15 protein-coding genes are annotated in these 25,489 nt (G+C 68.0%); 3 read left to right on the top strand and 12 right to left on the bottom strand.

Annotated features, from left to right (window positions below):
- Positions 1–233: 233 nt before the first annotated feature.
- From glgX to ABEA07_RS01345, 11 genes are all read right to left on the bottom strand, one after another.
- On the bottom strand, positions 234–2,420 hold the full coding sequence (gene glgX, locus ABEA07_RS01395; RefSeq protein WP_345535385.1) for a glycogen debranching protein GlgX: 2,187 nt from the start codon (positions 2,418–2,420) through the stop codon (positions 234–236).
- Entirely contained in the window at positions 2,417–3,139 is a 723-nt protein-coding gene (locus tag ABEA07_RS01390; protein ID WP_345535384.1) for a mechanosensitive ion channel family protein, read from the bottom strand. Before ABEA07_RS01390 ends, glgX begins: the two co-directional genes overlap by 4 nt.
- A gap of 41 nt (positions 3,140–3,180) precedes the next feature.
- On the bottom strand, positions 3,181–6,525 hold the full coding sequence (gene treS, locus ABEA07_RS01385) for a maltose alpha-D-glucosyltransferase (RefSeq protein WP_345535382.1): 3,345 nt from the start codon (positions 6,523–6,525) through the stop codon (positions 3,181–3,183).
- Positions 6,526–6,535: 10 nt separating this feature from the next.
- Entirely contained in the window at positions 6,536–8,728 is a 2,193-nt protein-coding gene (locus ABEA07_RS01380) for an alpha-1,4-glucan--maltose-1-phosphate maltosyltransferase (protein WP_345535381.1), read from the bottom strand.
- Positions 8,721–10,643, bottom strand: coding sequence for a 1,4-alpha-glucan branching protein GlgB (gene glgB / locus ABEA07_RS01375; protein WP_425584053.1), 1,923 nt, complete (start codon positions 10,641–10,643; stop codon positions 8,721–8,723). Before glgB ends, ABEA07_RS01380 begins: the two co-directional genes overlap by 8 nt.
- A 337-nt stretch (positions 10,644–10,980) precedes the next feature.
- Positions 10,981–12,333 carry a hypothetical protein gene (locus ABEA07_RS01370; protein ID WP_345535379.1) on the bottom strand — a complete coding sequence of 451 codons (1,353 nt, stop codon included), beginning with the start codon at positions 12,331–12,333 and terminating at the stop codon, positions 10,981–10,983.
- Positions 12,334–12,551: 218 nt separating this feature from the next.
- A complete protein-coding gene (locus ABEA07_RS01365; RefSeq protein ID WP_345535377.1) occupies positions 12,552–14,060 on the bottom strand; it encodes a CYTH and CHAD domain-containing protein in 1,509 nt (502 codons plus the stop codon).
- Between the two features lie 30 nt (positions 14,061–14,090).
- The gene (locus ABEA07_RS01360; protein WP_345535375.1) at positions 14,091–14,348 is read right to left on the bottom strand and encodes a hypothetical protein; all 258 of its coding nucleotides are present in this window, start codon (positions 14,346–14,348) and stop codon (positions 14,091–14,093) included.
- A gap of 101 nt (positions 14,349–14,449) precedes the next feature.
- Complete coding sequence (locus ABEA07_RS01355; RefSeq protein WP_345535373.1) at positions 14,450–14,833, bottom strand: hypothetical protein; 384 nt, start codon at positions 14,831–14,833, stop codon at positions 14,450–14,452.
- A 172-nt stretch (positions 14,834–15,005) separates the two neighbouring features.
- On the bottom strand, positions 15,006–17,573 hold the full coding sequence (cphA, locus tag ABEA07_RS01350; protein ID WP_345535372.1) for a cyanophycin synthetase: 2,568 nt from the start codon (positions 17,571–17,573) through the stop codon (positions 15,006–15,008).
- Between the two features lie 35 nt (positions 17,574–17,608).
- Positions 17,609–19,849 carry a cyanophycin synthetase gene (locus ABEA07_RS01345; RefSeq protein WP_345535370.1) on the bottom strand — a complete coding sequence of 747 codons (2,241 nt, stop codon included), beginning with the start codon at positions 19,847–19,849 and terminating at the stop codon, positions 17,609–17,611.
- 127 nt (positions 19,850–19,976) lie between these two features.
- Here ABEA07_RS01345 and ABEA07_RS01340 point away from each other — a divergent pair, with 127 nt between their 5' ends.
- The 3 genes from ABEA07_RS01340 to queC all read left to right on the top strand — a co-directional run bounded on the left by ABEA07_RS01340 (position 19,977) and on the right by queC (position 23,627).
- Complete coding sequence (locus ABEA07_RS01340) at positions 19,977–22,244, top strand: cyanophycin metabolism-associated ABC transporter (RefSeq protein WP_345535369.1); 2,268 nt, start codon at positions 19,977–19,979, stop codon at positions 22,242–22,244.
- Positions 22,241–22,708, top strand: coding sequence for a cyanophycin metabolism-associated DUF1854 family protein (locus ABEA07_RS01335; protein ID WP_345535368.1), 468 nt, complete (start codon positions 22,241–22,243; stop codon positions 22,706–22,708). Before ABEA07_RS01340 ends, ABEA07_RS01335 begins: the two co-directional genes overlap by 4 nt.
- A gap of 211 nt (positions 22,709–22,919) precedes the next feature.
- Positions 22,920–23,627, top strand: a complete 708-nt coding sequence (gene queC, locus ABEA07_RS01330; RefSeq protein WP_345535367.1) for a 7-cyano-7-deazaguanine synthase QueC — start codon at positions 22,920–22,922, stop codon at positions 23,625–23,627.
- Between the two features lie 35 nt (positions 23,628–23,662).
- Here the strand turns inward: queC and ABEA07_RS01325 are convergent, their stop codons facing one another.
- A complete protein-coding gene (locus tag ABEA07_RS01325) occupies positions 23,663–25,462 on the bottom strand; it encodes an ABC transporter ATP-binding protein/permease (protein WP_345535366.1) in 1,800 nt (599 codons plus the stop codon).
- Positions 25,463–25,489 lie beyond the last annotated feature (27 nt).

Genomic DNA, 25,489 nt, shown 5'->3' with positions numbered 1-25,489 from the left:
ACACAACAAGCAAGGCCAAAACAAAGGCCCAAGAGCCAAATTCAAGGCTCCTGCGCCACACAACAAGCAAGGCCAAAACAAAGGCCCAAGAGCCAAATTCCCGGCTCCTGCGCCACCCAACCAACAAGGCAAAAACAAACGTGGCAAGTCCAAGCCACAACAAGAACAACGCGAAAACAAAGCCCCAGTCAACCCCGCACCCAGCGCGTCAAGGCGCAAGGCAGCCGAACCACTCATACGGCGCCTTCCACAGGCACCCCATCCCCCGCCCCCCGCACCCCTCGACTCATCAACACGAACGACCGGCTCTGCAGCCGATACCTGTCCTCCTTCCAGACAGGCAGCGTGGAAGCACGGCTCTCCCCGTCCTTCGGCGGCAAAGCCCCCGTAGCCGTATCGATCAGAAGATGCCAGGCCCCGCCGGCAGCTGGCAAGGTGAACTCCACGTCATCGTGGTGCGCGTTGAACAGCAGCAGGAAGTCATCGTCCCGCACCGCCTCGCCGCGCGGCCCGCATTCGGCGATGCCGAGCCCCGACACCAGCATCGCCAGCGCACGCGCCTCTCCGTTGTTCCAGTCCTCGGGCATCATCTCCTGCGCATCTGGCCGCAGCCAGCACACGTCGTTGATGTCGCTGCCCTCCGGTGGCCGGCCCACGAAGAAGCCGCGCCGGCGGAAGGTCGGATGCGACCGGCGCAGCGCGATCACCCGCTGCACGAAGGTGGTCAGCGCCTCGCGCTCCGCGTCGTCGCCCCACTCCAGCCAGGCCCGCTCGTTGTCCTGGCAGTACACATTGTTGTTGCCGCTTTGCGTATGGCCGCGCTCGTCGCCCGCCAGCAGCATCGGCACCCCCTGCGACAGCAGCAAGGTGGCCAGCAGGTTGCGCATCTGCCGCGCCCTGAGCGAAAGAATGGCCGCATCTTCCGTCGGCCCCTCCACCCCGCAGTTCCACGACAGGTTGTGGTTGTTGCCGTCCCGGTTGTCTTCCCCATTGGCCTCGTTGTGCTTCTCGTTGTAGGAAACGAGGTCGTTGAGCGTGAACCCGTCGTGCGCGGTCACGAAGTTGATGCTCGAGTTGGGATGCCGCCCCGACCAGCCATACAGGTCCTGCGATCCGGCCAGCCGCTGCGCGAACTCGCCCAGCGTGCCGCCATCGCCCTTCCAGTACGCGCGCACACCGTCCCGATAGCGGTCGTTCCACTCGGCCCAGCCGTAAGGGAAGTTGCCGACGCGGTACCCGCCGTGCCCCAGGTCCCAGGGCTCGGCGATCAGCTTCACCCGGTTGAGTGTCGGGTCCTGCCGGATCGCATCGAAGAAGCCGCCGAGGTTCTCCACCTTGCCCGACTCGCGCGCCAGCGCGGAGGCCAGGTCGAAGCGGAAGCCGTCCACGTGCATCTCCTCCACCCAGTAGCGCAGCGAGTCCATCACCAGCTGCAGGGCGCGCGGATGCTCCAGGTTGACGGTGTTGCCGCAGCCGGTGAAGTCGTCGTAGAAGCGGCGTTGGCCGGCGGTGGTGATGTAGTAGCTCGCGTTGTCCACGCCGCGCAGCGACAGCGTGGGGCCCAGCTGATGTCCCTCGCAGGTGTGGTTGTAGACCACGTCGAGGATGACTTCGATGCCGGCGCTGTGCAGCGTCTTCACCATGGTCTTGAATTCCTTGACCTTCTGCGAGGCGCTGTAGCGCATCTCGGGCGCGAAGTAGCACAGGGTGTTGTAGCCCCAGTAGTTCTGCAGGCCCTGTTCGGCCAGCCGGCGGTCGTTGATGAAGCTGTGCACCGGCAGCAGCTCGACGGTGGTGACGCCCAGGCGCCTCAGGTAATCGACCACCGGCGCGCAGCCCAGGCCCGCGTAGGTGCCGCGCAGCTGCGGCGGCACGTCGGGATGCATCATGGTGAAGCCGCGCACGTGCATCTCGTAGATCACCATGTCGTGCCACGCGATCTGCGGCCGGCGGTCGTCGCCCCAGGTGAAGGCCGGCTCGAGCACGCGGGCCTTGGGCATCAGCGGTGCGCTGTCGCGGCGGTCGAATGACAGGTCCTCCCGCTTGCTGCCGACGGTGTAGCCGTAGAGCGCGTCACCCCAGCGCAGCTGGCCCACCAGGTCCTTGGCGTAGGGGTCGATCAGCAGCTTGTGGGGGTTGAAGCGGTGCCCCTCCTCGGGCTTGTAGGGACCGTGCACGCGGTAGCCGTAGGCCAGGCCGGGGCGCGCCTCGGGCAGGTAGCAGTGCCACACGTCGTCGGTGCGTTCGCGCACCGTGATGCGGTGCCGGTCGTGGCGGCCTTTTTCGTCGAAGATGCACAGCTCGACCTTGGTGGCGTGCTGCGAGAAGAGCGCGAAGTTGACGCCTTCGCCGTCCCAGTGGGCGCCGGGGGGGTAGGGGCGGCCAGGCCAGACGGCGGTGATCAGGTCGTTGGTTTTCATCGACGGAACTTGCGCTCCTCCATGCGTTCTTCCAGTCGCTCGGCCGGGTCCTTGCGCTCGCGCGGCCACCACGACTCGATGCGCTCGGCCGCCCAGTCCTTGCCGCCGAGCCCGAAGGCCAGCGCCAGGGCGAACACCACGCCCGCGAGGATGACGAGGAAGCTCTCGCGCACGATGTCGCCGCCCACCTTGAGCTGGTCCAGCGCGATCAGCACCACGAAGATGAGGATCGCGTACTGCGCCAGCTTGCCCAGGAAGGCAGCATCCTGCAGCTTGATGTTGCGCCCGTAGGTGGCGACCGTGTCGCCGACGAAGCGGGCGAAGTACGCGCCGAAGGCCAGGATGAGCAGCGCGACGAAGACATTGGGCACGAACCACACGACGCGCGTGAGCAGGTCGGTGATGTAGGTCAGGCCCAGGCCGTTGAAGGCGATGAGCAGCGTGGCGAGGATCACCAGCCAGTACACGAGCAGGCCGAACAGGTTGGTCGTGTCGCCGAGGGTGCCCCCCTGGCGCAGGAAGTTGTCGAGCCCGGCGCGCTCGGTGAGTACCGGGAAGTTGATGGCGCGCAGGCCTTTCACGACGGTGAAGCGCGCGACCTTGGCGAGCAGCCAGCCCGCCACCACCACCACGAGCGCGATGAGCAGGCGCGGCAGAAAGGCGCCGATCTGGAACAGGATCGCCCGCAAGGGCTCCAGGTGGATTCCGAAGCTTTCCATGATGTCTTCTCCGTTGGCTCGCCGGCGCGGCGCGCGGTTCGTCAGGATGCGGCGGGCGTGCGGCCAGCCAGGGCAATCAATCCCTGCAGCGGGACCTGGACCCAGTCGGTTCGATTGTTCAGCTCGTAGCGCAGCTCGTACAGTGCCTTTTCGAGTTCGAAGAGTTCCAGCAGCTGCATGTCGATCGGCGACGCAGCTTCGTGCCCGCCCATCGTGCTCACGTAGGCGGCGAGAAAGGCTTCGCGCGTGACGCGCTCCCATTCGCGTGCCGCCGCGTCCAGGCGCTGCAGCTCGTCCGCGTTCTGCGCCGCCCGCTTGAGGGCCGACCAGCGCGCGTAGTTGAAGGAGCGCAGCATGCCGGCCACGTCGCGCAGCGGCGAGCTGCGGGCGCGGCGTTCGTCGAAGCTGCGGGTGGGTTCGCCCTCGAAGTCGATGATCACGAAGTCGTTGTCGCTCACCAGCACCTGGCCCAGGTGGTAGTCGCCGTGGTAGCGGGTCTTCGATCCGCCCAGGCCCCCGGCCCCGAGGGCCCGCGTGCGTGCCAGCAGTCCTTCCTGGCGCGCCAGCAGGGTGTGCGAATCCTCCTGCGCCTGCGGCGGCAGCTGGGGCAGGCGTTCGCGCAGTTGCGCCAGCGTGGCCTGCGCGTCGGCGAGCGCATGCTCGCGCATGGCTTCGATGTCTTCCGGCAGCAGCGGCTCGGGGTCGAAAGCGGCATCGCCGGTGCGCCGGGCCAGGGCCAGGTGCAGCTCGGCGGTGCGCCGGCCGAGCACCGCCATCAGGGCGGTGAAGCCGGCATGCGCCTCTTCCGGGGTGGCGGCGTCCAGCGTCTTCTCGCCGGCGGTGCGCAGCTCGTCCAGGAAGCGCTCCAGGTAGCCGAGGGTGTAGACCCAGCCGTCGCCCTGGTTGGCGACGTAGCGCTGGACCATCGCCAGCGTCATGGTGCGCCCATCGTCGCCGATGTATTCGAGCGCGCCCAGCACCGGCACGCAGTGGGGGAAGCGCGCCACGCTGGTGAGGAAGCGGCCCATTTCCACCTCGGGGTTGGCGCCCTCGCGCACGCGGCGGTAGGCCTTGAGGAAGAGGGTCTCGTTGAACGTCACGACGGTGTTGCTGCTCTGCGCGCCGGGGCGGCGCACCGGCAGGGCGTCGAGGTCGGCGGTGATCTCGCGGAACGCCTCGGTGGGGACGAAGCGCAGACGGCCGCGGGCGGCCTTGAGTTCGAGCCCGTCGCGCACGGCTCGGACCATGGCGCGGCAGAAGGACTCGTCGTAGAAGGCGTCGGCCATCACGCCGACGTTCGCCTGCTGGCGCACCTTGGCGACGCCGGCCTGGGTCAGGCGGTTGAGGCGCTCCTCGTCGAGGTCCTCCCAGGCGAGGGCGAGCGGCACGAAGTAGGTCGAGTCGTCGGACGGCCCTTCGAGCGAGACCAGCGGCAGCATCCAGCTGAAGCCTTCGCTGTCCCACACGGCGTGGTCCCGAATGCGGGCACGCGCGACCGGCGAGCCCTTGGAGGCATACCAGCGCTGGATCTCGATGAAGCGCGGCAGCGTGTCGGTCTCGAACTGCGTGGCCATGCGCTCGGCCATGCCGATGCGCCAGGGCATGACGCGGTCGCGGAAGAAGCTGGTCCAGCCGTCGAAAAGCACCAGGGTCGGGCGGTCCTGCAGGCCCACGCCCTCCTGGTGCCAGCTGGGCATCTCGGCGTCCTGCGTGAGGCGGAACCAGTAGAAGCCGTAGGAAGGCAGGGTCAGCAGGTAGGGCAGCTCGCCGATCGGCGGGAAGGACGTGCGCCCGAGCATCTCGACGGGGATCTTGGTCTTGTGCGCGGACAGGTCCAGCTCCACCGGCTGCGCCGCGCGCGAGAGGTTGAAGACGGTGAGGATGGTGTCGTTCTCGTACTCGCTGAGGTAGGCCAGGATCTTGCGGTTGCCCGGCCTGAGGAAGACGCGCTTGCCGCGGCCGAAGGCGTGGCTGGTCTTGCGCACGGCGAGCATGCGGCGCGTCCAGTTCAGCAGCGAGCTGGCATCGCGGGCCTGGGCCTCGACGTTGAGGGCCTCGAAGCCGTACATGGCGTCCATGATCGGCTGCAGGTACAGGCGCTGCGGATCGGCGCGCGAGAAGCCCGCGTTGCGGTCGGGGCTCCACTGCATGGGCGTGCGCACGCCGTTGCGGTCGCCGACGAAGAAGTTGTCGCCCATGCCGATCTCGTCGCCGTAGTAGATGATGGGCGAGCCGGGCATCGACAGCAGCATCGCGTTCATCAGCTTCACGCGGTCCATGTCGTTTTCCATCAGCGGCGCCAGCCGGCGGCGGATGCCCACGTTGATGCGGGCGCGCTTGTCGGCCGCGTACATGAGGTACATGTAGTCGCGTTCCTTGCTGGTGACCATCTCCAGCGTCAGCTCGTCGTGGTTGCGCAGGAAGATGGCCCACTGGCAGGTGTCTGGGATCTCGGGCGTCTGCTGGATGATCTCGACGATGGGGTGCCGGTCCTCCTGCGCGATGGCCATGTACATGCGCGGCATCAGCGGGAAGTGGTAGGCCATGTGGCATTCGTCGCCGTCGCCGAAGTACTCGCGCACGTCCTCGGGCCACATGTTGGCCTCGGCGAGCAGAAAGCGGTTCTTGTACTGCGCATCGATGGCGGCGCGCAGCTTCTTGATGACGGCGTGGGTCTCGGGCAGGTTCTCGTTGCTGGTGCCGTCGCGCTCCACCAGGTAGGGGATGGCATCGAGCCGGAAGCCGTCCACGCCCATGTCGAGCCAGAAGCGCATGGTCTTGAACACGGCTTCCAGCACCGCCGGGTTGTCGAAGTTCAGGTCGGGCTGGTGGCTGAAGAAGCGGTGCCAGTAGTAGGCCTTGGCCACCGGGTCCCAGGTCCAGTTGGAGGTCTCGGTGTCGGTGAAGATGATGCGCGTGCCCTGGTAGAGCTGGTCGGTGTCGCTCCAGACGTAGAAGTCGCGCTCGGGCGAGCCGGGCGGTGCGCGCCGTGCGGCCTGGAACCAGGGGTGGTCGCTGGAGGTGTGGTTGATGACCAGCTCGGTGATGACCCGCAGCCCGCGCTTGTGGGCCTCGTCCAGCATCTCCTTGAAGTCGTCGAGCGTGCCGTACTGCGGGTGCACGTCTTCGTACTCGGCGATGTCGTAGCCGTCGTCGCGCAGCGGCGAGGGGTAGAAGGGCATCAGCCAGATGGTGTTGACGCCCAGTTCCTTCACGTAGTCGAGCTTGGCCGTCACTCCCTTGAAGTCGCCGTAGCCGTCGTTGTTGGAATCGAAGAAGGCCTTGACGTTGAGCTGGTAGATCACCGCGTCGCGGTACCACTGCGGATCGTCGCTGCTGTCGATTTCGACGGTTTCGAGGAGCAGGTGGGAGACCGGTGCGTTCATGCGGGGACCCTCACAGGAAGTAGTCGAAGTCGCGCTCGTCGCGCGAGCGGCGGCGCACCAGGAAGACGTGCGCCGGGACGCTGTGCGGATCGAGGTGGATGAACTGTCGGCCGCCCTGCCACAGGAAGCGCTGGTTGCTCAGCAGATCATGCACCTGGAAGGAGTGCCCGGGGGCGCAGCCCAGGTGGTCCAGGTCGAGTTCCAGCCAGCCCGAGTGCACGTTGTGGGGGTCCAGGTTGACCACGCACAGGATGACGTTGGCGCCGTCCGGCGAGCGCTTGGCGTAGGCGATGAGCTGGTCGTTGTCGATGGGGAAGAAGCGCAGGTCGCGGTCCCACTGCAGGGCGGGGTTGTCGCGGCGGATGCGGTTGACGCGGGCGATGAAGGGCGCCAGGCTTTCCGGGTCGTCGTGGTTCCAATGGCGAAGCTGGTACTTCTCCGAGTCCAGGTACTCCTCGCTGCCCTGCTCGCGCGGCAGGTGCTCGCGCAGTTCGTAGGCGGGGCCGTAGATGCCGTAGCTGGCAGCCAGGGTGCCGGCCAGCACCAGCCGCGCCATGAAGACCGAGGTCTCGCCACCCTGCAGCTGTGCGTGCAGGATGTCGGGCGTGTTGGGCCAGACGTTGGGGCGGAAGTAATCGCTGCCCAGGCCCTCGGAGAGCTCGGTGAAGTACTCGGTGAGTTCCTGCTTGGTGTTGCGCCAGGTGAAGTAGGTGTAGGACTGCGAGTAGCCGAGCTTGGCCAGCCGGTGCATCACCTTGGGCCGGGTGAAGGCTTCGGCCAGGAACAGCACCTCGGGGTGCGCACGCTTGAGTTCGGTGATGGCCCATTCCCAGAAGGGGAAGGCCTTGGTGTGCGGGTTGTCGACGCGGAAGATCTTCACGCCCTCGCCGATCCAGTGCTCGAAGATGCTCTTCAGCTCGATCCACAGGGCTTGCCAGTCCTCGGTCTCGAAGTTGAAGGGGTAGATGTCCTGGTACTTCTTGGGCGGGTTCTCGGCGTACTGCACGGTGCCGTCGGGCCGCCAGCGGAACCAGGCGGGATGCGCCTTCACGTAGGGGTGGTCGGGCGCGCACTGGAAGGCGATGTCCAGCGCCAGCTCGATGCCCTGGCTTTCGGCCGCTTCGCGCAGGTGGCGGAAGTCCTCCGCCGTGCCGAGTTCGGGCAGGATGGACTTGTGGCCGCCTTCCTCCGCGCCGATGGCCCAGGGGCTGCCCACGTCGTCCGCCGTCGGCGTGAGCGTGTTGTTCCTGCCCTTGCGCTGGATGCGGCCGATGGGGTGGATCGGCGGAAAGTAGAGCACGTCGAAGCCCATGGCGGCGATGGCGGGCAGGCGGGTTTCCACGTCCTTGAAGGTGCCGTGGCGGCCGCCTTCCGGCGCGGCCGAGCGCGGGAAGAGTTCGTACCAGGTGCTGAAGCGCGCGCGTTCCCGGTCGGCCACCAGGGGCAGTTCGAGGGCGTGGTGGGTGGCGAGGCTGCGGTCGGGATGGCGCGCGGCCAGGGCCGAGAGGGCTTCGTCGAGGGCGAGGGCCTTGAGCGCGGTGGCGTCGATGCCGCCCCCGGTCGCGGCGGCCTGCAGTTCGCGGCTCCAGCGCTCCAGGGCCTGGCGTTCGCCGCCCTCGGCGCGCTGCGCGGCGGCGGCGATCTCCTGGGCGCCGACCTGCGAGGCGATGCGGATGTCCTCCGGCTCGAGGCGGCGCGCCATGTCGTGGCGCCAGGAGGCGAAGGCGTCGACCCAGGCGGTCACGGTGTAGCGGTAGCGGCCGATCGCGGGGGGCGCGAACTCGGCCTCCCACACGTCGTTGCCGAGCGGTTTCATCGGCAGTTCGGCCCAGGCCGGGTCGGCCTCGGCGCGCCAGCGCAGCAGCACGCGCAGCACGTCGTGGCCGTCGGCAAAGCAGTGGGCCCGCACGCGCAGGGTCTCGCCGACCACGCGCTTGACGGGAAAGCGACCGTTGTCCACGTGGGGCAGCACGGCATCGATGACGGCGCGCACGCGGCCGTCTTCGCCGTCGGCGCGACGGATCACGGGGGCTGCCGGCGCGGCGAGGGTGGCAGGCGTGGGCGGCGCAGGCGTTGCAGCCGTTGCCGTCTTTGCGGTTCTGGTGGTCTTCCTGGGTGCCTTGGGAGGCGCCGCCGCCGGGGCGTCGGGCGGCGGTGCGACGAGGTCTTGCGCGGCTTGTGCGGTGCTGCTCTTCTTAGGCATGGGGATCATGTTCCAGCATGAGGGTGGACAGCGGGGGAAGCGTGAGGCACAGCGACTGCATGCGGCCGTGCGCGCGCACCGGCGCGGCGTCGACGGCGCCGAAGTTGCCCCAGCTCGCGCCGCCGAATTCGCCCGCATCGCTGTTGATGAGTTCACGCCAGCGTCCACCGGCCGGGACGCCCAGCAGGTAGTTGGTGCGCGGAACAGGCGTCAGGTTGCACACCACCAGCACCGGCGGACCGGCGCCTTTGCGCGGCTTGCGCAGGAAGGCGAACACGCTGCGCTCCGCATCGTCGGCCGCGATCCATTCGAAGCCTTCGCCGGAGAAGTCGAGCTGGTGCAGGGCCGGGGTGGCCTGGTAGACCCGGTTGAGCTGGGCCACGAAGCGCTGCAGCCCCGCGTGGCCTTCGAGTGCGGCCACCCACCATTCGAGCTCGCCGTCGTGTGTCCATTCGCGCCGCTGGCCGAACTCGCCGCCCATGAAAAGCAGCTTCTTGCCCGGGTGGCCCCACATGTAGCCGAACAGGGCGCGCAGGTTGGCGAACTGCTGCCAGTTGTCGCCGGGCATCTTGTTGACCAGCGAGCCTTTGCCGTAGACCACTTCGTCGTGCGACAGCGGCAGGACGAAGTTCTCGCTGAAGGCATAGACCAGCGAGAAGGTCAGCTGGTGGTGGTGATAGCGGCGATGAATGGGCTCCTGGTGCATGAAGGCCAGGGTGTCGTGCATCCAGCCCATGTTCCACTTCATGCCGAAGCCCAGGCCGTCCATGTCGGTGGGCCGCGAGACGCGCGGCCAGGCGGTGGATTCCTCGGCCACGGTGAGCGTGTCGGGGTGCTCGCGGTAGACGGCGCGGTTGAGGTGCTGCAGGAACTCGATCGCCTCGAGGTTCTCGCGGCCGCCGTGGCGGTTGGGGATCCATTCGCCATGCTTGCGGCCGTAGTCGAGGTAAAGCATCGAGGCCACCGCGTCCACGCGCAGGCCGTCGAGGTGGTACTTCTCCAGCCAGAACAGGGCCGAGGAGATCAGGAAGCTGCGTACTTCGTGGCGGCCGTAGTTGAAGATGCTGGACTTCCATTCGGGGTGGAAGCCCTGCTTCGGATCGGCATGCTCGTAGAGATGCGTGCCGTCGAAGTAGCCCAGGCCATGCTCGTCGGCAGGGAAGTGGGAGGGCACCCAGTCCAGCAGCACGCCGATGCCGCGTTGGTGCAGGTGGTCGACGAAAAACATGAAGTCCTGCGGCGTGCCGTAGCGTGCGGTGGGCGCGAAGTAGCCGGTGGTCTGGTAGCCCCAGGACCCGTAGAAGGGATGCTCGGTGATGGGCATCAGCTCCACGTGGGTGAAGCCCATCTCGAGCACGTAGTCGGCCAGCAGGGGGGCCAGCTCGCGGTAGTTCAGGAAGTTGCCGTCGCGGCGGCGCCAGGAGCCCGCATGGACTTCGTAGATGGACATCGGCGCGTCGAGCGCGTTGCGCGGGCCGCGCGTCGCCATCCAGTCGCTGTCCTGCCATTCGTAGTCGAGGGTCCAGACGCGCGAGGCGGTGTCGGGCGGGTGTTCGCAGAAGAAGGCGAAGGGGTCGGCCTTGTCGACCTGGTAGCCGCCATGGTGCGAGCGGATGCGGTATTTGTAGGCTTGGCCCGGCCGGGCCTCGCCGACGCTGCCGGTCCAGATGCCGGTGTCTTCGTGCGGCTGGAGAGGGTGGGCTTCGGCGTTCCACCCGTTCCAGTCGCCCACGACGGACACCGATCCGGCGTTCGGTGCCCAGACCGCGAATCGGGCGCCGCCTCCGGCGAGCGGGTGGCAGCCGAGCTGGTCGTAGAGGCGGGCATGGGTGCCCTCGCTGAAGAAATAGCGATCCTGGGCGGTGAAGGGGGCGGTGGTCTGAGGCACTGCAGGCTTTCTTGGCGTTCTTCGCATCAGGGCTTTGGCAGCATAGGTGCGCCAGGGCCTGGGTGAACAGCTCTTTTTAGAGACATGGGGCAACGCCGCAATGACCATGCCCGCGACACAGCCTGTCGGACAGCGACGCATCTTGGTCCGTGCGAGCGGCCAAACATCGGCCCCGCTTGCGAGAGGAAAGGTCGTCGCGGAAAACTAAGTGAAAACCCGAAGAAGTCGTATCGGAGTGGTCACGGGATGGAAACACGCAGGGGGAGCTTGGGGTGCGGGCGTGAGCTCGTGTTGTCATTTGCCTGCAACATCACCCGCGCGTGTGGGGCGTCGAGGCGGCCCGAAGCCGCCACTCGGCCTGACTTCATATTTTCTTGCGTTTCGCTTCGATCGCGAGTTCTCTTTCTGACTGCTTCGCTGCTGCCTCCCTCATGTCTTTCCGCTGGTTGGTGAAGATGCTGCGGTCGACAGGGGAGGGTGCCAACTTGTCGGCGACGAGATGCGCTAGATGGTCGATCTGCTCACCCTTGAGAAGATGACTCGACCAGACCGCCGCAGCCCTTTGCAAAGGCAGGAAGGCCAAGTCCCGATTGGCCTGCAGGTGAGGCCACAATTGATCCAGAACCTTCTGGCCTTCAGGGCTCTCGACATCGTTTCGTTCAAAGCTCAGCGTTTGAAGCGAGCTCCGCTGGATCAGCGCCGCGGCACGCATTGGATCGAGTCGTGCGAGCCAAGCGACGTTCGGGATCTCCAGTTGGGTGAGATGAGGCGTGCTGAAAAGGTCCTCCATGCATCGCGCCATTTCCTTGAGAACAAACTTCTCGGGCTTCTTTATTGCGCCTTCGTCATGCAACTTGACAGAACGGACACCGAGATCCGCCGGAAGTGTTGAATTGCCATGCCGGATGGCCTTGGCGAGGACGATATGCGATTGTGAGTCCTGGCAAGTCAGATGCACCGCTGGAGTGCCGCCTCTGTTCAAGATTTCTGCAATCTCGTCCTCGTCGATCAAAAGGTCCGCCGACGTGATTTCGAAGGTGGGTACGCCTCGTGCCAACAAGCCGATGGCCGAGGATGCGGAGCGGACCCATTCCAATGTCGAGCAATCCCTGATGCATTGACGCAACACCTCGCGCGTCTCGGGAAATTCAGACAAGTCATCGTCCTCGCTGAGTTGAAGACCTTTCACCTTGCACTGCGGGCTGCTCATGACGTCATGCAGGGCAAGCGCGACCCGTAAGGCCATCGGCTCCGCGCCCCCGACATCGACATTGAAGGTCAGCCCCAATTGCGCGGCTTCCCTGAGAACGACGCAGAGTTCGTCGGCGTTCCGCTCAAACTCCACATCGAATTTCTTTCTTTCTTGCGGATCCCGCCAATCGGGCTTGCCAAGGTCAGACCCATACAACATCAGGCATGGGATGAAATCTGGATCCAGCTTTTGCATCGCGTGCAGAAGTTTGACGTCCTGTCGACCGAGACGCGCCTTCAGCGATGTCGAAATCTGGAGCGAGTCTTCCCGCGTGATCGCCTCTAGCCCGTTCAGAAACCGGTGCAGTCCTGGGCACGTCTCCTTGGATGAAATAAACAGCGAGGTACCAGGATGGCCGTGCTTCTTGAGCAGTGCCATGCGTTCGCTGTAGGTCGTGCTGGCAGGGAGATCCGCGGCGGTATTGTTAAAGCGGCGTTGAACGTGCAAGTTGGATGTGGCGTACATGTTTCGATGTCGAGTGTGCTGAAGGAATCGAGCCGAGATAAGTGGCTAGAGGAGGAAATGGTTCCACATCGGCACAGGCAAAACTTCTTGCAGCGAGCCGTCATGTCGGGAGATCGGCCGGCATCCGCTTCGACAATGAGATCGGCTCGATCTCATGCCATGCAGCAGCTCATGTGGAACGTGCCCAAAAAAGCTCTCAGGGCTCTGGGTGCTTGCGGCTACGAGGGTTTCCAGAAGCGTCTCGCCTTCGCCAACCGGTCCAACGCCGCGCGACATTCGAGTGCGCTCTGCGGCTGCCGCGCGCTGAGCCAGCCCACCGCGAACCAGGCATTTCCGTCCTGCGCGGCCGCTTCGCGGTAGGCGTCCATGGCGACGGCCGCGTCGTTGTGGGTGCCCAGCGCATCCTGGGCGGGCTTGAGCGCCTTCAGGTAACGGCCGGCCACGTCCTCATCGAACATCGGCGCGACGAATTCGCCCAGGTAGCGCAAGCGCTTGAGGCGTTTGCGCACGCGGTGCTGCGCCTCGGGCGCCAGGGTCTCGAAGTGACGGCCGTCGCGCACGACCTGGCGGTGCAGCTTGTTCAGACGCGCGCGGAGCGGCTTGCGTGCTCGGGCGGCAGGGTCCCCCGCGGCCGTTTCCGCAGCCTCCGGCGCGTCGGGCAGCGTGGCGGCGATCAGGCTGATCAGCACCAGCTGGAAGGGGAGATCGCGCACCACGTCCGCGGCTGCGGGCTCCGCTTCCGCCGGGCGGAGCCAGTTCACTGGCGGACCGCCCGCGGCCTCGATCTGCGGCTGCACCGTGGTCTCCAGATGTTCGCGGTCGCGCTGGCGGCCCAGCGCGCGGAAGGCATTCACGAGGGCAGGCTCCCAGGCCGGATCGATGGCCGGCGCGAAATCCGCCATCTCGCGCAGCGCCGTGCGCAGGCGGCGGATGCCGATGCGCAGCTGGTGCACGTGCTCGGGGTCCGGGCTGCCGGCGGCGACTTCGCTCGCGTTGGGCAGGATCTGGGCGAGGCAGGTGCCGATCACGGTGCGGAACACCTGCGGCCCCGTGGCCTTCTTGCCGAGCGCGGGCGCTTCGGCGTGGACCGCCTCGCCATACACGGCGTCCCGCGCCAGCCGCTCGCCGCGCTCGGCCTTGGACACCGTGTCCAGCCACAGCGGATAGCGCACCCGCCAGCGGCGCGCCAGTTCCAGCACCGATTCAGGGCTGCCGCTCTTGAGCTCGATCTCGAGCTCGCACACCGGGTGCGTGCGTTCGCCGGCGCGTACCTCGCCGCGGTCGAAGGCCAGTTCGACCAGGGCATCGCCGGTTCGCAGCTCGCGCGTGGTGCGGCGGATGTCGGTGCCGTAGAGGGGCACGAGGAGGGCTTCGGCCGGCGCCACGCTGGCGGCGTCCAGTGCCTGCGCGATGCGTTCGCCGACCGGGGTGCCGGCGTGCCGCTCCAGGCGCGGCAAGGGCATCTCGCCGGCCCGTGCGGTGGGGATGTCGACGTTGTGCTCGAGCCGGTGCAGGGCGTTGTCGCCGGCCGCCTTGGCCGTCTGCACCCAGCGGCGGCCTTCCTTGCGGATGCGCAGCACGATGCGGTACGCGGCCAGCGCACCATCGGCAGTGTCGTAGTAGCGCGCCTGCAGGCGCTCCTGGCGCGAGCGGCCGCGAGCGACCGCCGCTTCGACCGCGGCCCGGTGCCGCGGGTCGACCTGGAACTTGAGCTCGAACTCGGTCACGGCCTCGGCCAGGACCTGCCGCTGCGCATGTCAGGCCCCGTCCGGCAGTTCACTGACCTGCAGCGACAGGTCGAAGAGCTTGGACTTGCTCGCGTAGTAACGGTCGAGCCGCCATTCCTTCAGGATGTCCATGGCCAGCTGGAAGCTCTTGTAGTCCAGGTCGTAGAGCTTCACGAGTTCGAAGCTGCGTTCGGATTCGAGCGCCAGGACGAGGTGGGCGAGGATCTGAGCCGATTCGTTGGTCGGGTCCGTCTCGATGAAGCGGCGGGCCACCTTGATGGCATTCATGGGCTGGATTCCTCCTGGTTGGCTCAGAACTATAGCCAGCCCTTCTTGGTGTTGTGTGACAGCCAGATGACAACTAGGTCTTTGGTGTTCTATCTCTCGGTTTACTGAACCGGCGCTGGAATCGGCGTGACGGTCTCCCGGATGAGCCCGCCCCCGAGCACGCTGCCGTCGACCGAGGTCATGCCCGTGCCCCGCACCCGGGCTTCGCAAGCCGCACGGTCGGACGGCGGCTGCAGGTTGCAGCGGGCGAGGGCGTTCTGTTCATAGCTGGTGGGCGAGGCGCTGGTGAGGCCGCCGCGGCGGGCTTCGAATCGCGCGGCGCCTGCTTCACGCAAGCACGCGCTGCGGTCCTGCTGGATACCGTCGCAGACGGCACGCTCGCGCTGGAAGGTGGCATCGCCGCCCTGCGCCGCCGACAGGACGGGCAGCGCGAGGCCGCTCGCCGCAACGACCAGGGCAAGGCTCGAACGAATGGTCTTGTTCATGAAGGCTCTCCTTTGGATGGGGCTGCGCGGGTCGCGACCCGATCCTGGAGTATGGGCGGCCCCGCCGGGCGGCGCCTGTGGGACAGCGCGGCCGGCCAGCCGACCCGCCCGCCGCAGCTTCGCGTCGGACAGTTCCGTCAGGGGCGCCGGAACATGCCCGGCACCACGGCGTTCAGTCGTCGCCGATGCGCGCAGTGAGGTGAGCGAGCGCTTCCTCGACCTGGTCGACCAGGATCAGGGCCAGGTCGCCGGGCTTCAGACGCGCGAGGGCGGTGTCGATGGCGAGGAATTCACCGCGGATCTCGTCGATGCGGCGCGTCCGGCTGGCGCCTTCCAGGCCCTGGCGCAGCAGCGCCATCACTTCGCCGTCGGCGCGGCCGCGCTGGGCGGCATCCTGGTAGAGGATGACCTCGTCGAAGGCTTCACCCAGGATCGCGGTCTGGTCGCGGATGTCGCTGTCGCGCCGGTCGCCGGCGCCGCTGATCACGACCGAGCGCCGGGTCGCCGGCAGGGTGTCGACGGCCGCCACCAGGGCGCGCATGGCGTCGGTGTTGTGGCCGTAGTCGGCGATCACGGTGGCGCCGCGGTAGTCCATGACGTTGAAGCGGCCGGGCACGCCGCCAGGGTCGCTCTTGAAGCTGGCCAGGCCGCTGCGGATGCTGTCCCAGTCCAGGCCGACGGCCCAGGCGGCGGCCACCGCCGCCATCACGTTGTCGACCTGGAAGCCGATGGTGCCGTTGCGCGTGAGTTGCACGTCGCGCAGCGGGATGCGCTCGCGCCACGAACCCTCGGCCGCGACGATGGCGTCCTGGTCGACGTACACGGTGCGCTTGCCCTGGGCACGGTGCGTGGCCATCACCGGGTGCTGACGGTCGCGGGCGAAGTAGATCACGCTGCCCGGGCAGCTGCCCGCCATGGCGGCCACGTTGTGGTCGGCGGCGTTGAGCACGGCATAGCCGTGCGGCGCCACGTTGCGCACGATCACGCGCTTGAGCACCGCCAGGTCTTCCACGGTGGTGATGTAGTTCAGGCCCAGGTGGTCGCCGCTGCCGATGTTGGTGACCACCGCCACCTGGCAGCGGTCGAAGCCCAGGCCCTCGCGCAGGATGCCGCCGCGGGCCACCTCGAACACGGCGGCGTCGACGTCCGGGTGCAGCAGCACGTTGCGGGCGCTCTTGGGACCGCTGCAGTCGCCTCTGTCGGTCTGGCGGCCGTCGACGTAGACGCCGTCGGTGTTGGTCATGCCGGTGCGCAGGCCGCTGGCGGCGAGCAGGTGGTTGATCAGGCGCGCCGTGGTGGTCTTGCCGTTGGTGCCGGTGACGGCGACGACCGGGATGCGGCCGTCGTCGCCGTCGGCGAAGAGCGTGTCCATCACCGCCTCGCCGACCGGGCGGCCGCGGCCGAAGGAGGGCGAAATGTGCATGCGCAGGCCGGGCGCTGCGTTCACCTCGACCACGCCGCCGTGCTGCTCTTCCAGCGGACGCAGCACGTTCTCGCAGACCATGTCGACGCCGCAGATGTGCAGGCCCACCATCTGGGCCGCGTCGACGGCACGGGCCGCGACCTCGGGGTGCACGGTGTCGGTCACGTCGGTGGCGGTGCCGCCGGTCGAGAGGTTGGCGTTGTTGCGCAGCACCACGCGCTGGCCCAGCGCGGGCACGCTGTCGGGCGTGAGGCCCTGCGCCTCGAGGCGGCCGAGGGCGATGTCGTCCAGGCGGATCTTGGTCAGGGAGGTGGCGTGGCCCTCGCCGCGGCGCGGGTCCTGGTTGACCAGTTCGATGAGCTGGCGCACGCTCTGCCGGCCGTCGCCGATCACCTGCGGCGGGTCGCGCCGCGCGGCGGCGACGAGCCTGTCGCCCACCACCAGCAGTCGGAAGTCGAAACCGGGAAGGAACTTCTCGACCATCACTTCGCCATACGCAGCCGCGGAGTCATAGGCGGCGGCGAGCTGCTGGCGGGTCGCGATGTTGACCGTGACGCCCTTGCCCTGGTTGCCGTCCTGCGGCTTCACGACCACCGGCAACCCGATCTCCTGGGCGGCGGCCCAGCCGTCTTCCACGCTGCTGACCGGTCGGCCCAGCGGCACCGGCACGCCGGCGGCGTTGAGCAGCTGCTTGGTCAGCTCCTTGTCCTGCGCGATCGCCTCGGCCACGCCGCTGGTGCTGTCCACCTCGGCGGCCTGGATGCGGCGCTGCTTGGAGCCCCAGCCGAACTGCACCAGGCTGCCGCTGGTGAGACGGCGATAGGGAATGCCGCGGGCGACGGCGGCATCGACGATCGAGCCCGTGCTCGGCCCCAGGCGCTCGTCTTCGTCCAGGTCGCGCAGCTCGGTGATGGCGGCGGTGGCGTCGAAGGAGGTGCCGTTCTGCGCCGCGGCGATCAGCTGGGTGGCCAGGTCGAGCGCACGCCGTCCGACGGCTTCTTCCGTGTACTGGAAGGTGACTTGGTAGATGCCTTCCTCCGTGGTGCGCGCCGTATGGCCGATGTTGACGGCACAGCCGGCCTGCGCCTGCAACGCCACTGCGGCGTTCTCGAGCACGTGCGCCAGGGCCAGCGGCTGGCCGAGCACGACGGGGTGCAGCTCGCCGATGGTCGGGAACAGGGCCCGCAGGCGGGTTTCGAAGCCGGGCAGCCGCTCGACGGCGTTCTCGTCGCCCGTGCAAGCCACGACGGCCTCGATGCAGGTATGACGGCTCCAGAGGTTGGGCCCACGCAGGGCACGGACGCGTTGAACTTCCATGATGAAGAAGGGCGGGGCGCTGCCGGGAAGCCCGGTCAGGCCTGTTGTTGCTCCGGCGAAAAGAGGGATTGTTGGGACAGCTGCAGCGAGGCGAGGGCGGCCTGCAGGTCGGCCTCGAAGGCCTCGGCGCCGGCGCCGATCAGGCTCAGCGGGATGCCCATGGCCCAGCCGGTCGCGACCGCGGCCAGCAGGCTGCCGAGGCTGACGCCGGCATGGGTGGCGCGCCAGATGGTGAGGCGCCCCAGGCCCGGCAGGAAGGATTCGCTGGCGCCGTTGGCCAGCACCACCCGATCCTGCCGCACGATCACGGCCTTGCCGCCGGCCGCCTGGTGCTTGGCGAGCGCCTCGGCCTGCGGGTCGACGCTGTAGAGGATCACGTCGCCGTCGCACAGCGGCGCCAGGCCGGCCACGCGCGGATCCGCGGCATTGAGCACCGCGGTGCCGTCCGGCAGCACCACGTCGACCTGGGTGCGCAGCACGCGCACCATCTGGTCGCTTTCGAAGATGTCGAAGTCGGCGAGCGATTCGGCGCCGTCGAGGTCGGTCACGATGCCGATCTGGCAGCGGTCGTAGGCGAGGCCGTCGCGCAGGATGGCCTCGGCGCCGTTCTCGATCACCACGGCCTGTACTGCACGGTTCATCAGCAGGCGGCGGCCGGCGTCCCAGGTGGCGCTGGGGCGGGCGTCGACGCGCCGGCGCTCCAGGAACAGCCCGTCGCCACAGGCCAGGCCGGTGTAGCGGCCGGACAGGCCGATCAGCCAGGCCACCAGGCGCGCGATGACGTGAGGGTCCTGCGAGCCGGCCACGCCCACCACGGGGATGCGGCCCTGGGTGTCGCCGGGGAAGAGGTGGTCGCAGATGGCGCGGCCGACGGGGCGGGGCGAGCCGACGGCCGGCTTCAGGTGCATCAGCAGGCCGGGGCCGGCGTTGACCTCGACGATCGCGCCGCCCTGGGGGCCGAGCGGATGCGAAATGTCTTCGCACACCAGGTCGATGCCCGCGATGTCGAGGCCGACGACGCGCGCGGCCAGTTCCACCATGTGGGCGACCTCGGGATGGACGTTGTCGGTGCAGTCGATCGCGACGTTGCCGTTGCGCTGGATCAGCACGCGCCGGCCGCGCTCGGGCACCGATTCGGGCTCGAGGCCCTGGCGGTGCAGGTCGGACAGGATGGCGCCGTCGCGCGCGCCCAGCCTGGAGAGGGGGAAATCCTCGGTGTCGCCGCGGCGGGGGTCGCTGTTGATCTGGCTCTCGATCAGGGCGCGGACGTCGGAGCGGCCATCGCCGGTGATCCAGACGGTTTCGCCGCGCGCGGCGGCCACCATGCGGCCGCCGACCACGAGAAGGCGATGCTCCTCGCCGCGGATGTAGCGCTCGACCAGCACCTCGCTGCCGTGGCGCCGGGCCACATCGAAAGCGGCCTCGATGTCCTCGCGGCGGGTCAGGTCCAGGATCACGCCGCGGCCGTGGTTGCCGTCGGAGGGCTTCACCACCACGGGCACGCCCATCTCTTCGGCGACTTCCCAGGCTTCGGCCGGGCTGGCCACCGCCTGGCCCTGGGGCACCGGGATGCCGCAGCCGGCGAGCAGGGATTTGGTGAGGGGCTTGTCGCTGGCGATGGATTCGCCGATGGCGCTGGTGTAGTCGGTTTCGGCGGTCCAGATGCGCTGCTGGTTGGCGCCGTAGCCCATCTGCACCAGGTTGCCGCTGTTCAGGCGGATGTAGGGGATGTCCCGGTCGATCGCGGCATTGACGATCGCCTCGGTGCTGGGGCCGAGGTAGCAGTCGTCCACCTTGTCCTTGATCAGCTCGATGGCCTTCTGCACGTCCTGCGGGCCGACCGGGTCGTCGTTGATGGCCGCCATCATGATGCGCAGGCCCTCGGCCAGGGCGACGCGGGCCACCTGTTCGTCGCGCGAGCGGAACACCATCCGGTAGATGCCGGACACCGAGGTCTCGCGCGTTTGCCCGAAGCCGGTCGCCATGCCGGCGAGATTGAGCAGCTCGATCACCACGTGCTCCAGCACGTGGCCCGACCAGGTGCCCTCGACCAGGCGCTGGATGAAGCCGCCGCGTTCGCCCACGCCGCAGTGGTGCTCGATCAGCGCGGGCAGCAGGGCCGTGAGGCGGTCGGCGAAGCCCGGGATCTTGTTGGAGGGGTAGTCCTCGAGCCGGCCCAGGTCGAGCCAGACCTCGAGGACGGGGCGGTAGGTCCAGATGCTCGGACCTCGCAGATAGTTGATGCGCAGGAGGCGGATGTCGTCGAAACGGGGCATGGAAGCGTTCGTTGTGCTTTGGCCGAGCACGGCGGCGCCTTCAAGCGCGCCCATGGCCATCGGTCAGAATCGGCGCCCGGCCGGGGCCATGAGCTGGGCCTCGGCGGGCCGGAGACACAGAAACACAATGCAACATCACGATCCAGTCGGGGCCCCGGAGGGCGTTGAAGAGGAGGCGTCGGCTGCCCTGAAAAGCCGGCTACGAGCCGCGGAAAACGTTCTCGCGACTTTGGCGGTTGACCTCGACAGCGAACTTCGGTTTAGACCCGGACTGCTGGCGCTGACCGACCGGCGCCTGCTGGCCCGCGACGCCCAGGGTGGCTGGACCGAGTGGCCACTGACCCGACCGGGCCTGGAACTGCAGTTCGCCGATCACGCCGGTCTGGGTACCTTGGACCTGTGCGACGGTGCCGGCCGGCTGGCGCGCTTTCGCTACACCCTGGCACACCAGGCCGCGGCGCTGCGGATGCAGAAGCTGTACGCCCAGCAGTCCGCCGGTGTCGCCAACGTGACAGACGCGGAGGCCGACGAGGTTTCGTCCGAGGCTGAACTGCAGACACCGCCCTCGACGTGGGTGCTGCTGCGCCTGGGCCGCTTCGCCCGGCCTTACCGCAAGCAGCTGATCATCGGCTTCCTGCTGACCCTGGCGTCCACCGGCGCCACCCTGGTGCCGCCCTACCTGACCATCCCGCTGATGGACGACGTGCTGATCCCCTTCCAGAACGGCCAGCAGATCGCCGTGGGCAAGGTGGCGATGTACCTGGGCCTGCTGCTGGCCGCCGCGCTGGTGGGGTGGGGCCTGGGCTGGGCGCGCACCTACCTGCTGGCGCTGGTGTCCGAGCGCATCGGCGCGGATCTGCGCACCACCACCTACGAGCACCTGCTGACACTGCCGCTGGACTACTTCGGCGGCAAGCGCACCGGCGACCTGATGGCGCGCATCGGATCGGAAACGGATCGCATCAACGTCTTCCTCTCGCTGCACGCCCTCGACTTCCTGACCGACGTGCTGATGATCGCGATGACGGCGGTCATCCTGATTTCCATCAACCCGCTCCTGGCGGTCGTGACCCTGGTGCCGCTGCCCTTCATTGCCTGGATGATCCACGTGGTGCGTGACCGGCTGCGCACCGGCTTCGAGAAGATCGACCGGGTGTGGAGCGAGGTGACCAACGTGCTGGCCGACACCATCCCCGGCATCCGGGTGGTCAAGGCCTTCGCGCAGGAAAAGCGCGAGGCCGGGCGCTTCCGCGCCGCCAACCTGTACAACCTTCAGGTCAACGACAAGCTCAACAGGACGTGGTCGCTGTTCACGCCGAGCGTCTCGCTGCTGACCGAGATCGGCCTGCTGGTGGTCTGGGCCTTCGGCATCTGGCAGGTGGCGCGGCACAGCATCACGGTCGGGGTGCTGACGGCCTTCATCGCCTACATCGGTCGCTTCTACACGCGCATGGATTCGATGAGCCGCATCGTCTCGGTCACGCAGAAGGCGGCGGCCGGGGCCAAGCGCATCTTCGACATCCTGGACCACGTGAGCAACGTGCCCGAGCCGGCCGACCCGGTGCGCGTGCAGCGCATCGGGGGTCGTATCGAGATGCGCGACGTGGGCTTCCGCTACGGCAGCCGCGCGGTCATCCGTGACCTGGGGCTGACCATCGAGCCCGGCGAAATGATCGGCCTGGTGGGGCACAGCGGCTCCGGCAAGAGCACGCTGGTCAACCTGATCTGCCGCTTCTACGACGTGACCGACGGCGCCATCCTGGTCGACGGCACCGACATCCGCCGCTTCGCGGTGGCCGACTACCGGCGCCACGTGGGGCTGGTGCTGCAGGAGCCCTTCCTGTTCTTCGGCGCCATCGCCCAGAACATCGCCTACGGCAAGCCCGACGCGACGCGCGAAGAGATCGTGGCCGCGGCGCGCGCGGCCCATGCGCACGATTTCATACTGCGCCTGCCCCACGGCTACGACTCGCTGGTGGGCGAGCGCGGGCAGGGGCTGTCGGGCGGCGAGCGGCAGCGCATCAGCATCGCCCGCGCGCTCTTGATCGACCCGCGCATCCTGATCCTCGACGAGGCCACCTCGGCGGTGGACACCGAGACCGAGAAGGAGATCCAGAAGGCGCTGGACAACCTGGTGCAGGGCCGCACCACCATCGCCATCGCGCACCGCCTGTCGACACTGCGCAAGGCCGACCGGCTGGTGGTGATGGACCGCGGCGAGGTCGTCGAGGTCGGGCCGCACGATGCGCTGATGGAAAAGCAGGGCGCTTATTGGCGGCTCTACCAGGCGCAGCTTCGGCAGGCCGACGGCGAGAGCCCGGGCGCCGTCGCCGAGCGCGCCGGCGTGGCGATCGCGCTGGGCGGGCATGCGGCACATCCGGCGGGGGACGCATGAACAGCCGCTTTGCCTTGGAGCGCGACGCCTTCGGGCGCCTGGTGCTGATCAATGCCGAGGGCGTGCGCCACGCCGGCGTGGTGCCGGTGCGTGCCTTTCCGCTCTCGGCGCCGGACGAGGGCCTCTCGCTGGTCGGCAGCGATGGCCGGGAGCTGCTGTGGATCGACCGCCTTGCAGACCTGCCAGAACCCATGCGCGCACTGCTCGCCGAGGACCTGGCTGCGCGCGACTTCGCGCCGACCTTGCTGAAGCTGCACAAGGTGTCCAGCTTCGGTGTGCCCAGCACCTGGAGCGTGAGCACCGACCGGGGCGAGACACAGTTCGTGCTCAAGGCCGAGGAGGACATCCGCCGGCTTGAAGGAGGGGCGCTGCTGATCGCCAGTGCGCATGGGGTGCAGTTCCGCATTCCGGATGTGAAGGCGCTGGATCGTGTGTCGCGCAAGCTGCTGGAGCGCTTTCTTTGAAGCGACTGCCTGTCATGAAGCTCTCAGGGGCACTTGAACTCCACGGCAGTGCGCTGGGCGACGCTGGGAAGGATGGGCATTCACCAGAGCGGGCGCAGCACCTTCATCCGCCCGGCCAGTCCACTGAAACATTGAAATGAGTGGTGAGGGCCGCCCGTATCGGGTGGACTGCACCAGTCGATTTCAGTGTTGCAGTGGACTAGCATCAACCATGCACACCACTGCCCTCGTCCTTTTCTCTGGCGGCCAGGACTCCACCACCTGCCTGGCCGACGCGCTTTCCAAGTACGAGCGAGTCGAAACCATCGGCTTCGACTATGGCCAGCGGCACCGCATCGAGCTTCAGGCGCGGCTCACGGTGCTCGCGCGTCTGCGCGAACGCTTCCCGGTCTGGGCGCCGCGGCTGGGGGATGACCACCTGCTGAACGTCGACGTGCTGGGCCAGATCAGCGATTCATCGCTGACGAAGGAGATCGCCTTCGAGATGCAGACCGGCGGCCTGCCCAACACCTTCGTTCCGGGGCGCAACCTGCTGTTCCTCACGCTCGCCGCCGCGCTGGCCTACCGGCGCGGATTGCAGGCGATCGTCACCGGAGTTTGCGAGACCGACTTCTCGGGCTACCCCGACTGCCGCGACGACACCATGAAGGCGATGCAGATCGCGCTCTCACTGGGCATGGAGCGACGCTTCCTGATCGAGACGCCGCTGATGTGGATCGACAAGGCCGACACCTGGGCCATGGCGCATCGCCTGGGCGGCGATGCGCTGGTCGAGCTGATCGTGGAAGACACCCACACCTGCTACCTGGGCGACCGCATGCAACGCCATGCCTGGGGCTATGGCTGCGGCAGTTGCCCGGCCTGCGAGCTGCGCGCGCGCGGGTGGGAGCGTTACGCGGCAGGCCGCGCGCAGGCCTGACTCGAACCTGGTCTCGGGGCAAGGCGTGCTGCGCTTCAGCCCGCCGGCTGCGCCTCCTGCAGCCGGAAGGCGGCGCCATCGGCGGGGTCCTGCGGCTGCAGCTTCCAGTGCCGGCCATGGTGTTCACCCAGCGTGCTGCGGTGCGCGATGGAGACGATACCGCCGCCGGCGCGCCTTACCGTGTCCACCAGCCGCTGGTAGACCGTCGCCTCCGCAGGCTCGTCGAGCGCGCTGGTGGCCTCGTCGGCCAGCACCCACGCGGGCTTCTTGAGCAGCACGCGGGCGATCGCCAGGCGTTGCCGCTCGCCGCCGGAGAGCTTCTGGCTCCAGGCGTCCTTGCGGTCGAGCTGGTCGGCCAGCTGGGGCAGCAGCGCCTGCTTCAGTGCCTCGCGCAGAGCGTCGTCGTCGTAGCGTTCCGCCGGCTCGGGGTAGGCCAGCGCGTCGCGCAGCCGGCCGTCGGGGAAGTAGGGCTGCTGCGGAATGAACATGGTGTCCTTCGGCAGCGCGACCTTGCCGCGCGCGTGCGGCCAGATGCCCGCGAGCGTGCGGAACAGGCTGGACTTGCCGCTGCCCGAGGGGCCGTGCACCAGCACCGAATCGCCCGGCGCCACGTGCAGGGTGGTCGGCGCCAGCAGGGCCCGCCCGTTCGGCAGGCCGATGCTGATGGCGCTGGCGTCGATGGCGCTGTCCGAGGGCGTGCGCTCGAAGCCCTCGGCCTCCACGGACTGCGCGCTGAGGCTGTCCTCGAAGCCGGACAGGCGGTCGCTGGTGGCCTTCCAGGTGGCCAGCGTCATGTAGTTGTCGACGAGCCAGGAAAGCGAGTCCTGCACCCGGCCGAAGGCCGAGTTGATCTGCATCAACTGGCCCAGCTGGATCGCGCCGCTGAAGAAGCGCGGCGCCGCCACCACGAGCGGGAAGATGACGGCCGCCTGCGCGAAGAAGGTGCTGAACCAGGTGAGGTTCTTCTGGCTGCGGATGAGGCGCAGGTAGTTGTTCATCACGTCCGCGAAGCGCAGGTCGAGCTGGCGGCGCTCCACGCGTTCGCCGGTGTCCAGCGCGATGGCCTCGCTGTACTCGCGCACGCGGATCAGGTGGTGGCGGAAGTTGGCCTCCAGCATCTGCTGCTGGAAATTCAGGCCCACCTGCGGCTTGCCGATCCAGTGGGCGATGGCGCTGCCCACCGCGCAATACAGCACCGCGGCCCAGACCATGTAGCCGGCGATTTCCAGGCTGCCTCCGCCGGGCAGGGGCACGCTGAGCGAGCCGCTGAGCGTCCACAGGATGCCGACGAAGCTCCCCAGCGTCACCAGCGCGTTGAGGATGCCCATGGACAGCGTCACCGTGTAGGTGGTGAAGAGGTTCAGGTCTTCCTGGATGCGCTGGTCCGGGTTGTCGGGCAGGCGCTCGCTGCCCGGGGTGTAGCGCGCCAGTTCGAGCCGGTAGAAGGCCTTGTTCTCCAGCCAACGCTGGAGGTAGTGGTCGGTCATCCAGACGCGCCAGCGCAGCTGGAGGATCTGGGTCAGGTAGAACTTGTAGACGGCGATCACGATGAAGATCAGGGCCAGCCAGCAGAAGCGCACGATCTGCTGCCAGAACACGGCCTGGTCCTTGTTCTGCAGCGCGTCGTAGAACACGCGGTACCACTCGTTGATCTGCACGAGCATGTAGACCGCGCCCAGGTTGAGCAGCACGATGGCCACCAGCAGGCCGCGCGCGCGCCACTTCTGGTCGGATCGGAAGTAGGGCGCCGTGAGCGCGCCGATGCGGCGCAGCGTGGACAGCAGGCCCTGGTGGCTGGAGTGAGTCGGGTCGGTGCGGGAGGAGGCGTCGATCATTGGGCAGCCTGTGAAGTGGATGGCGCC

This window comes from Variovorax defluvii, from assembly GCF_039541515.1.
Taxonomy (GTDB): domain Bacteria; phylum Pseudomonadota; class Gammaproteobacteria; order Burkholderiales; family Burkholderiaceae_C; genus Variovorax; species Variovorax defluvii.
Note: the sequence above shows the minus strand (reverse complement) of the source record. Positions and strands in the feature narration are given on the sequence as shown.

Bases quoted from the DNA above. Each gene is read 5' to 3' on its own strand.
- cphA (WP_345535372.1), bottom strand. From the start codon at position 17,573: ATGGAAGTTCAACGCGTCCGTGCCCTGCGTGGGCCCAACCTCTGGAGC.
- queC (WP_345535367.1), top strand. From the start codon at position 22,920: ATGCACACCACTGCCCTCGTCCTTTTCTCTGGCGGCCAGGACTCCACC.
- ABEA07_RS01380 (WP_345535381.1), bottom strand. From the start codon at position 8,728: ATGCCTAAGAAGAGCAGCACCGCACAAGCCGCGCAAGACCTCGTCGCA.
- ABEA07_RS01370 (WP_345535379.1), bottom strand. From the start codon at position 12,333: ATGTACGCCACATCCAACTTGCACGTTCAACGCCGCTTTAACAATACC.
- ABEA07_RS01325 (WP_345535366.1), bottom strand. From the start codon at position 25,462: ATGATCGACGCCTCCTCCCGCACCGACCCGACTCACTCCAGCCACCAG.
- ABEA07_RS01360 (WP_345535375.1), bottom strand. From the start codon at position 14,348: ATGAATGCCATCAAGGTGGCCCGCCGCTTCATCGAGACGGACCCGACC.
- ABEA07_RS01335 (WP_345535368.1), top strand. From the start codon at position 22,241: ATGAACAGCCGCTTTGCCTTGGAGCGCGACGCCTTCGGGCGCCTGGTG.
- treS (WP_345535382.1), bottom strand. From the start codon at position 6,525: ATGAACGCACCGGTCTCCCACCTGCTCCTCGAAACCGTCGAAATCGAC.
- ABEA07_RS01340 (WP_345535369.1), top strand. From the start codon at position 19,977: ATGCAACATCACGATCCAGTCGGGGCCCCGGAGGGCGTTGAAGAGGAG.
- glgB (WP_425584053.1), bottom strand. From the start codon at position 10,643: ATGCGAAGAACGCCAAGAAAGCCTGCAGTGCCTCAGACCACCGCCCCC.
- glgX (WP_345535385.1), bottom strand. From the start codon at position 2,420: ATGAAAACCAACGACCTGATCACCGCCGTCTGGCCTGGCCGCCCCTAC.
- ABEA07_RS01345 (WP_345535370.1), bottom strand. From the start codon at position 19,849: ATGCCCCGTTTCGACGACATCCGCCTCCTGCGCATCAACTATCTGCGA.
- ABEA07_RS01355 (WP_345535373.1), bottom strand. From the start codon at position 14,833: ATGAACAAGACCATTCGTTCGAGCCTTGCCCTGGTCGTTGCGGCGAGC.
- ABEA07_RS01390 (WP_345535384.1), bottom strand. From the start codon at position 3,139: ATGGAAAGCTTCGGAATCCACCTGGAGCCCTTGCGGGCGATCCTGTTC.